This window comes from Streptomyces sp. NPDC059900 (assembly GCF_050270335.1).
GTDB lineage: Bacteria > Actinomycetota > Actinomycetes > Streptomycetales > Streptomycetaceae > Streptomyces.
This window is the reverse complement of sequence record NZ_JBNNJZ010000979.1, coordinates 1-1,881: the sequence shown is the minus strand read 5'-3', so window position 1 is coordinate 1,881 and position 1,881 is coordinate 1. Positions and strand designations below refer to the sequence as shown.

Below are 1,881 nucleotides of genomic sequence, written 5' to 3'. Positions count from 1 at the left end.
GGCCCGCAGGCCTCCGCGTGCTGTCCGGCCGCGCCAAGGCGGGCGTCTGGTGGTATCGGCCGGGCTGGACAAGGACCCGGGCGGCCAGTCTGTTCGCGGGCGGCAGCCGCCCGCGAAGGCGCCGCGCAAGGCGCATCTGCGAGCCGGCCTGGCGGCGATACCCTCAGTGCCGCATGCCTGTCCCGGTCCAGCAGCGTTCGCCCGCAGGCCAGTTGGGCATCCCGTTGCTCGCCACCACCGCTCGGGCCGGGCGTCACCGCCGAGACAGAACGCGGACATTCTCAGGATCACTTGAAGACCGGGGTGATCGTAGTGTCGACGGTGTCAGCAGGACACACCGCTACCCACACACCTCCGGAGACCCTCATGCGCTCGCGTCATGCCGCCCGTTCCGCCCGCCTCGTTCTGGCCGCGCTGGCGGTAACTGCCCTCACCGCCACCGCCACCGCGTGCGGCCCTGAGGACACCACGAGCGCCGACTCCTCCACCACCACCCCCGCCGCCGCCGACAAAGACAAGGCAGAGAGCCCCGCCCCCGACAGCCCCTCCAGCGGATCCGGGGCCGAGTCGGGGCAGTCCGACGGCAAGACGGGCTCGGGGGCCGGCAACGGCGACGGCGAGAAGGACGGCTACGGGCAGGCCTGCGGCACCAACGATCTGACCCTCACGCTCACTTCGAAATCCCAGGCCGGGGGCTACTACCTCGTCACCGCCAAGGCCAAGCCCGGCATCACCTGCGTCCTGGACGTCAACACCCCCAGCGTGTCCTTCGGATCCGGTGCCGACGGCGCAGCCTCCCCCGTCGGACAGGGCGGCGAGGACCCCATCAAGCTGACCGGCTCCGCCGTTGCCTACACCGGCATCAGCCCCAAGACCACCAACAGCGACGGCGGCACCGAGTTCGAGAGCCTCATCCTGGGTCTGACCGACGACGACCCCAACCCGGCCGAACTCAAGCTCCCCGAGCCCGCCGACGTCGACAAGCCCATCGTCACCAACTGGTCCACCAACAGCGCCGAGACGGTCCCCGTCATCGCCTGACCCGCCACATCCACTCTGGCGCCGGGGCCTGGCGGCTCCGGCACGGCACGATCCGGGCCCGCCGAGGGGCAGATGCAGCCCTTCGGGAAGTGGACGCCCCGGGCCACCTGCCGACGGCGCGTAGCGTGGCGGTGTTCCCCGAACCCGGAGCGCGGCACAAGAGCCCGTGGACGGCGTGTACCTGAGCATGATCGTGCGCTGCCTGCCCCGGCGTCCCGCCTTGTGGCGACCGTTAGTGATCATCCAGGAGGACGCATGGCGAAAAAGAGCGACGACATGCAAGCGGCGCAGGAGAAGGACCGCGAGAAGTGGATGGCGCGTTTTCAGCTATGCCTGGTCAAGCAGCCGGGTGTGGACCGGCAGGTGGTGCTCCAAGCGATCAAGGAGGTCACGGCGCACTGCGACGAGACCGGCTGACATCTCGGAGGGCTTGAGCGCGGTTGAGCGGTTGCTCAGTATCGCTGATCTGAGTGATGTCGGCGTGGATTTCGAATTGCGGGTCTCCTTGGCGCACGTCCTTTCGGCGGTGCTGGCCGTATTGCCGGAGGCCGAATTGCTCACGGAGGAAGGCGCGGGCTCCCCAGCGGACAGGGCGGACGAGTCATCGGCGCGCCTGCCCCGCCGGTGCGCAGTTGGGGCATGCCGACAGAGACCGTGGAGCCGTTGCTCAAGGCGGCGGGCAGCAGTCCGACCACGGTGCGGTGGGACTTCGCGGGCTGGCCGGAGGCTCCTGAGATCGGGCTGGGTGCGTGCGGGCGTCGGGGTGCTTTCGTGACGCTGTGCGTCAATGCCCGTGACCTCGATCTGGAGGAGCCCTCGGCCGATCACACGGTATTCGTC

2 protein-coding genes and 1 pseudogene are annotated in these 1,881 nt (G+C 69.6%); all 3 read left to right on the top strand.

Going from position 1 to position 1,881, the window contains the following annotated elements; all coding sequences use genetic code 11:
- The first annotated feature begins 366 nt into the window (after positions 1 to 366).
- Positions 367 to 1,041, top strand: coding sequence for a hypothetical protein (locus ACQKIP_RS46405; protein WP_365863467.1), 675 nt, complete (start codon positions 367 to 369; stop codon positions 1,039 to 1,041).
- Between the two features lie 255 nt (positions 1,042 to 1,296).
- Positions 1,297 to 1,458, top strand: a complete 162-nt coding sequence (locus ACQKIP_RS46400) for a hypothetical protein (RefSeq protein ID WP_365863686.1) — start codon at positions 1,297 to 1,299, stop codon at positions 1,456 to 1,458.
- A 222-nt stretch (positions 1,459 to 1,680) separates the two neighbouring features.
- Positions 1,681 to 1,881: pseudogene (locus tag ACQKIP_RS46395) on the top strand (hypothetical protein); the annotation flags it as partial.

Coding starts and splice junctions, on each gene's coding strand:
- ACQKIP_RS46405 (WP_365863467.1), top strand. CDS start 367: ATGCGCTCGCGTCATGCCGCCCGTTCCGCCCGCCTCGTTCTGGCCGCG.
- ACQKIP_RS46400 (WP_365863686.1), top strand. CDS start 1,297: ATGGCGAAAAAGAGCGACGACATGCAAGCGGCGCAGGAGAAGGACCGC.